This is a genomic window from Yaniella sp. (assembly GCF_030453185.1).
In the GTDB taxonomy this organism is placed as follows: domain Bacteria; phylum Actinomycetota; class Actinomycetes; order Actinomycetales; family Micrococcaceae; genus Yaniella.
Genome location: NZ_JAKDKW010000101.1, coordinates 1 through 6896, shown reverse-complemented (window position 1 = coordinate 6896; position 6896 = coordinate 1). Strand labels below are relative to the sequence as shown.

Sequence of the window (6896 nt, the reverse complement as noted above, 5' to 3'; positions counted from 1 at the left end):
TTGCTGACCGGTTTCAGTGCCACCGCCATCGGTGTCGGACTCGCCATCATCCTAGGCTCTTGGGCCGCACTGGGCGGACGCTGGGCCGATGCCATTATCGGTCGGACCATCGAAGTTCTCTTCGCGTTTCCTATCTTGCTGCTGGCTATGGTCTTCATCGCCGTCTACGGCCCCAGCGTTCAAACGCTGGTCTTAGCCGTGGGGATAGGCATCGCTCCGGGCTACGCCCGGATGGTACGTGGCCAAGTCCTGGCTGTGCGGCATTCAGGATACGTGCAGGCGGCCCGAGCGCTGGGCCACCACCCGGGCAAGATCCTGGCACAACATGTCCTACCCAATGCGCTCCGCCCACTGCTAGCGGTGCTGACCCTGGGGATCGGCCAATCCATCGTTTGGGCATCAGGCCTAGCCTTCCTCGGATTCGGCGTCGCACCGCCTTCGCCGGAATGGGGTGCATTACTGGAAGCTGGACGTCCGTACATTACCGAAGCCTGGTGGTTGCAAATCATTCCGGGCGTGGCTGTTGTGGCTACCGCCCTGACGGCAACCGCACTGGGCCGCTACATCGAAACCACTTTGGAAGGACCCCGAACATGAACACGAACACCGCTTCGCTGCCTAAACTCGACATCTCCGACGCTCTGGATGCGTCCAACACTACGCACTATCTTCAATCTGCTGGTATCACGACCCAGCTCGAGCCTGATCCGGGCAGTAGCGATGCCGCACCGCTGGCCGAGTTGGAAAAACTCAACGTGTGGTTTACCGATGCACACGGTACTCGCACGCACGTAGTGCATGACCTTGATCTGAGCATTCATCCGGGGGAATGCGTGGCCGTCATCGGCGAATCCGGCTCAGGCAAATCGGTAACCGCGCGCACGCTCATCGGACTCACCGGAGACAACGCCCATATAGAAGCCAACACCGCCCGGGTACTTGGACATGAAATCGCTGAGCTGGTCGACCGACAATGGAAAAACATACGCGGTAAAGATGTCGGCTTCATTCTCCAAGACGCGCTGGTGTCACTGGATCCGCTGCGCACTGTCGGTGCCGAAATTGGTGAGTCACTGCGAGCTCACGGCGCTTCCAGGGCCGGACTACAGGAAACAGTCGAAGCACTCCTTGCCGAGGTTGGTATTCCGGAGCCGCGATTGCGTACACAACAACGGTCGGATCAGCTGTCCGGTGGGCTACGACAACGAGCTCTCATTGCATCGGCAATTGCAAACCATCCGCCCTTGGTTGTGGCGGATGAACCTACCACGGCTTTGGACGTGACCGTCCAGGCCGAAGTCCTCGACGTGCTGGCAGAACGCCAACGCAACGGCACGGCTATCTTGCTCATTAGCCACGACTTTTCCGTGGTATCTCGACTAGCCGACCGAGTCCTGGTCATGCAGGGCGGCTACATCGTGGAATCTGGCAACGCGGAACAAATCCTCACTAATCCGCAGCATGCATACACTCGACAGCTGTTGGATGCCTTGCCATCCGGCCACACGAGAGGCGAATACCTCACAAGTCAAAGCCGTCAACGAGCCGAAGCGCGCACCAGGAAGGCAGCCCAACAGCAGTCAGAAACCATTGTTGATACCGCGTCATCTGAACAGCCGGTGCTGAGCGCTCGCGGACTTACTAAAAGCTACCGGGGCCCAGATGGCCGTCACCGAACCGCCGTCGAAGACGTCTCTTTTGACTTGCACCCAGGTCAAACCCTGGGCATCGTTGGTGAGTCAGGATCGGGTAAATCGACAACCGCCTCCATCGCACTGGGTTTCATTACCCCGGATAGCGGTAGCGTTTTGCTCGATGGCCAGCCGTGGAGCGAACTCAATGATAAAAGTCGTCGAGCACGGCGTCGGCAAGTCACCGCGGTATATCAGGATCCGCTGAGCTCTTTCGACCCGCGCTGGACCGCAGAACGCATCCTCATTGATGCGCTGGGTCAGAGCTCAAAACCAGGCATTTTTTCCTCGAATAGGACTCGACAAGCGCACCAACGTTTTTTGCAAGAACAGGCAGCATACTGGGCGCACATCGTGGGCTTAGACGAGGAGCACTTGGCGAAACATCCACTGCAATTATCTGGTGGTCAACGCCAGCGACTATCTATAGCCCGGGCGCTGGCACCAGAACCAAAGGTCGTGGTACTTGACGAAGCAGTGTCTGCATTGGACGTCTCGGTGCAGGCACAAGTGTTCGACCTTTTGACTGACCTCCGGCAGACCCTGAACACCGCATTTCTATTTATCTCTCACGATTTAGGGGTCATCCACCATATGAGTGATCAGATCCTGGTCATGAAAGATGGTCAAGCAGTGGAGTACGGAGACGCCGAGCGGGTCTTCAGTGCGCCAGAACACCATTATACGAGAACACTTCTGGATTCAGTGCGCGCGCTGTCCACCTCGCAACCTAGGGACAAGGCGGTGAACGTTAAATGATTGATGGGCACTGATGGGGTGCGGAGCTTCGAAAATGTCGGACGAGCTCAGCGACTGCGTTCTTTTGGCCGACTCATCGTGTAGACCGTTTTCTTTACTTGCCCAGAAATAAATGGAGCAGAGAACCAAGTGTGGGTTCTCTGCTCCAGCTATCGAAATGGTTAACGTTGAAATGTCAGCTGATAATGCCGTGCTGGCGATTCCAATTCTTTGCAGTACTAAACGCCATAGCCATACTAATAATCCAAACCGGAAGCATGACTAGGAAAAAGAGAATCCATCCGAGAACGGGGATGAAGAGAAGAAAGCTCACTACGATATTTGTCCCAAGGAACAGAATCCCAAGGCCTACACGGCCCTGCACCATAAGACCTAGGCCAGTAATCAGGAAATCAACCACAGCGTAAAGAAGCGGGTTACGCGCTTGCACCTGCACATATGGACCCTGCTGTTGAATCTGTGGTTGCTGATTTTGGTACTGCGGAGCTTGAGACTGTGGCAAAGGAGCCGGAGCGAATGAAGCCTCACGAGGGGAATAATCGGTTGGAGCGGACGCTAGTGATTCAGCAGAGTCATCGGCGTCAACGCTAGGCGCCGTCGAATCGGACACCTCCGCTGAGAGGGTCTCAGCTGGAGGTGGTGGTGTCGAAGTCGACGAGGTTCCGGCGGCTTCCGGTTCGGAGACTGCTGATGTGGAAACCGGAGGAGGTGGTCCTGAGGGGGCCTCTGCTGGGGATTCCACAGACGGTTCGTGTGCAATATCCTCATCGGAAAAATTCGACTCTTGCGACATGAGCTCTCCTCTAAAATACAGTGCCGAATGACAGCCACATCGTACTCGCAGTTCATGGAAGTTCTCAAGCATTGCGCCGCTTCATGGGTCCCTTTGAATGCGGTTGGGAGGCTCCTCGGGCGCGGAGGTTTCGAGAACCTCAGAAGACTTCTCACACCGTTAAAGGCCTCATCTTGGTCTGGACCGAATAACTGTGGCTGACTCAACCGGGCTATTCAGAGGACTATCAAAAGACATCGGAAAGAGGCGCCATGCTGTAAGGGTGCTTGCGGAGATGAAGTTACCACTATTGACGAGACGTGTGGGGAACGGTTCACGCCATCGGTTTAGAGCGCGAATGACACGGTCGCGATACTTGGTAGAGCCGCCGAGGTAGATGACCAAAATTTAGGATCGAACGCTCACAAGCGGACGGTCATTCGACCGATGATTGTGCATCCCCTGAGAAGTGCGTATTTCGTATCCCTTGACGGTGAGTCTCGTCCGAAATGCTTGAGCGCATATGCCCGGGAGGCCGTCGATAAGCTACATTGGAGGGTTAGGAAACTTCTCACTGAACACCGGGTAACGTCTGGGGTGCAACATGTCTGTCACGGCGAGGCCACACGTCAATATTGTGGGCTCCGGACCGAATGGACTCACCGCGGCAGCAATCCTAGCCCGTGCGGGTTGGCAAGTCCGGATCTTTGAACGCAATGACACAGTCGGTGGTGCTGCAGCTTCCGCTGATGTGTTTGGTGACGGTTCGATCGTCGACCTGGGTGCAGCAGCGCACCCGTTTGGTGTGGCCTCACCGATTTTCCGACACTTGGGCTTAGAAGACTACGGGCTGGAATGGCTGCATTCCGAGTATCCGATGGCGCACCCTTTTGATGATCGCCCTGCCGCAATTCTGCATCGGGACGTTCGCAAGACTGCGCGGAGCCTAGGGACCGATCAGATCGCCTGGCGGCTGATTCACCGGGGGATCGTTAACTCCATCGATGATTATCTTGAACAGATTCTGCGGCCCCTGCTGCGTTTCCCCGGCCATCCGGTCAAGATGGCGCAGTTTGGGATGTTGTCTTCTCCACCCTCCACATGGTTTGTCCGCACTGCATTTCGTGATGAACCTGCTCGAGCATTATTCACCGGCTCGGCTGCACACGCGAATACGCCCCTCGGACATCCCTTTACTTCGACTTTCGGTGTCCTGTTCTCTGCGTTAGGAATGACTCGCGGTTGGCCGGTTGTCAAAGGTGGGACCGGTTCACTGGTCAACGCCCTGGTAAAGGTCATTACCGAACACGGAGGAGAGATCCATACCGGCCACGAGGTCACTGATCTCGACGAGCTGCCGGCTGCTCGAGCCACGATGCTGGATGTGACCCCGTCCCAAGCCTTAGTCATGCGTGGCAAACAACTGCGCGACCTACCCGAAGCCACGGTGCAGCGGCTTCAACGGTGGCGCTACGGACCCGGTGTATATAAGGTCGACTGGCTACTCAACGGTCCGGTGAAGTGGGCTGATGATCGCGTCGGTAAAGCCACCACCGTGCACGTGGGTGGGCGTGCCGCTGAGATTCGCCTGGCTGAAGCTCAGGTCAATGCCGGTCGGATTCCTGATCGACCGTTTGTCATGGTTGCTCAGCCGCAGGTCGCTGATCCATCGCGGGCTCCCGAGGGCAAACACGTTCTGTGGACCTACACGCACGTGCCTAACGGGTATCGACCTGCGGCATCCGACCAAGACTATGTTGCCGATGCCATCCAGGCCCAGCTTGAACGCTTTGCTCCCGGTTTTGGCGCCAACGTGCTCGACAAAAAAGTTTGGGACCCCGCTGCATTAGAGCAGTGGAACCCCAACCTGATTGGCGGTGACATTGCCGGAGGTTCGATGACGGGCATGCAGTCCCTGCTGCGTGGTGGCCTTACGCTTGAACCGTACCGGATGGGTGTACCCGGCTTATACATTTGTTCTGCCGCGACCCCGCCCGGTGCGGGAGTTCACGGTATGTCCGGCGCCTGGGCCGCCCATGCTGTGTTAGAAGACCAGTCGCCTTAAGCAGAACTGACACTGGGCGACCTGGGATGTTACTGGTGGCTCGGCTCAACAATGACACCATGAGCATCTCACCGGTTAATCGAAACGAGGTCACTCTTGAGCGACGCAACACCACCCACCATTGTCATCACCGGAGCCAGTGATGGTATCGGCGCTGCAGCAGGCCGACAGCTCGCCACCGCCGGCGCAACGGTAGTATTCGTCGGGCGCTCGCCGGAAAAAACACGTGCCGTTGCCGAACCATTCGGGGCCGACTACTACCTGGCTGATTTCACGAGGCTCGACGAAGTGCGCCAGCTGGCGACAGCGTTGACGGAGAAATATGACCGGATTGATGTGTTAGCAAATAATGCCGGCGGTATGTTTTCTGGCCCTACGTTAACCCCCGACGGGTTTGAAAAGACCTTCCAGGTCAACCATCTGGCTCCGGTACTGCTGACGAATCTCCTGATAGACAAGTTGATAGACAGTCGTGCAGCAGTGATTAACACTGCCAGCATTGCTGCGCGACTGTATGGCAAGGTGAAGCTCGACGACCTGAATAACTGGCGGGAATTCAATCCGAACACCGCCTACGGCAACGCCAAATTGGCCAACATACTCTTCACCGGGGGGCTGCACGAGCGATTCCATGCTCAAGGCATATCCACCGTTGCGTTTCACCCCGGATTTATCGCAACGAACTTCGCCTCGGATACCAACAGCCGGCTGCAATACGTGTATCGGACGGCTTTGAAGGTATTCCTGACCTCTGCCGAACAAGGTGGCGCACGGTTGCGCCATTTTATCGAAGGGCAGCCGAATGCAGATTGGTTGTCGGGTCGATACTACGGCTCGACAAAACGGATTCGCCGGACGCACAAGCAAGCATGCGACCCTGATCTGGTGCGTGAGCACTGGCGACGCAGCGCAGACATGTTAGGCATTCGGTGGTGAGAAGTTGGGCCGAGCACACCTTGAGCCTCTAGTGCCACCAGGTATCGAAAGGCGTCACCGGCATACGACGTTTGTGTTTTGACCGCTGGTAGGTGTTTTCAAGTTTGGCAGTCGCATCATCATCAATATTCTTGCCTTCGAGGAAAGCGTCGATGTCACCATAAGAAACGCCTAGTTCGTCCTCGTCGGTACGGCCTGGGTTCTCGGTGAGGAGGTCAGCGGTGGGGACCTTATCTACGAGTCTTGAATCTGCGCCAAGCCGGGTACCCATATCGCGCACCTGGGTTTTGGTCAGTCCAGACAGCGGCATGATGTCGGCTGACCCGTCACCGAATTTTGTGAAGAAACCGGTGAGAGATTCTGCGGCCTGATCACTGCCGACCACGAGCGCATTGTATTGGCCAGCAACGGCATACTGGGCGATCATCCGCATGCGTGCTTTGACGTTTCCGAGATTGTAATCGCTTGGGTACTCACCGAGCGCGTCGTTGAACGCACCTGAGAGGGCATCGGTGGTTGATCCTATCTGGAAAGTGATGTCCCGATCTGGTCCGATGAACTCCATAGCCGCTTTGGCATCATCGGCATCAGCTTGGACGTGGTAGGGGAGCTGGACACCGTAGAAGCGGCCTTCCCATTCTGGGTTGACCCGGCGGTACTGCTCAACTGCCAT

Annotated in this window: 6 protein-coding genes; 4 read left to right on the top strand and 2 right to left on the bottom strand. The window is 56.7% G+C overall.

Translation table 11 applies throughout. From position 1 onward, the window contains the following. Positions 1 to 597 (top strand): ABC transporter permease (locus tag L0H14_RS11350; protein WP_301421871.1); only part of this gene is annotated, 597 nt, incomplete at its 5' end. Continuing rightward, on the top strand, positions 594 to 2450 hold the full coding sequence (locus L0H14_RS11345) for an ABC transporter ATP-binding protein (RefSeq protein WP_301419668.1): 1857 nt from the start codon (positions 594 to 596) through the stop codon (positions 2448 to 2450). The genes L0H14_RS11350 and L0H14_RS11345, both read left to right, overlap by 4 nt. A gap of 175 nt (positions 2451 to 2625) precedes the next feature. On the opposite strand, the gene L0H14_RS11340 is transcribed toward L0H14_RS11345, so the two are convergent. Then, a complete protein-coding gene (locus L0H14_RS11340; RefSeq protein ID WP_301419669.1) occupies positions 2626 to 3243 on the bottom strand; it encodes a hypothetical protein in 618 nt (205 codons plus the stop codon). A 583-nt stretch (positions 3244 to 3826) separates the two neighbouring features. Here L0H14_RS11340 and L0H14_RS11335 point away from each other — a divergent pair. Further along, positions 3827 to 5287 carry an NAD(P)/FAD-dependent oxidoreductase gene (locus tag L0H14_RS11335; protein WP_301419671.1) on the top strand — a complete coding sequence of 487 codons (1461 nt, stop codon included), beginning with the start codon at positions 3827 to 3829 and terminating at the stop codon, positions 5285 to 5287. A gap of 96 nt (positions 5288 to 5383) precedes the next feature. Beyond that, positions 5384 to 6223, top strand: coding sequence for an SDR family NAD(P)-dependent oxidoreductase (locus L0H14_RS11330; RefSeq protein WP_301419672.1), 840 nt, complete (start codon positions 5384 to 5386; stop codon positions 6221 to 6223). 28 nt (positions 6224 to 6251) lie between these two features. On the opposite strand, the gene nadE is transcribed toward L0H14_RS11330, so the two are convergent. After that, a partial coding sequence (nadE, locus tag L0H14_RS11325; protein WP_301421870.1) for an ammonia-dependent NAD(+) synthetase occupies positions 6252 to 6896 on the bottom strand: 645 nt, incomplete at its 5' end.

Coding starts and splice junctions, on each gene's coding strand:
- L0H14_RS11335 (WP_301419671.1), top strand. CDS start 3,827: ATGTCTGTCACGGCGAGGCCACACGTCAATATTGTGGGCTCCGGACCG.
- L0H14_RS11340 (WP_301419669.1), bottom strand. CDS start 3,243: ATGTCGCAAGAGTCGAATTTTTCCGATGAGGATATTGCACACGAACCG.
- L0H14_RS11345 (WP_301419668.1), top strand. CDS start 594: ATGAACACGAACACCGCTTCGCTGCCTAAACTCGACATCTCCGACGCT.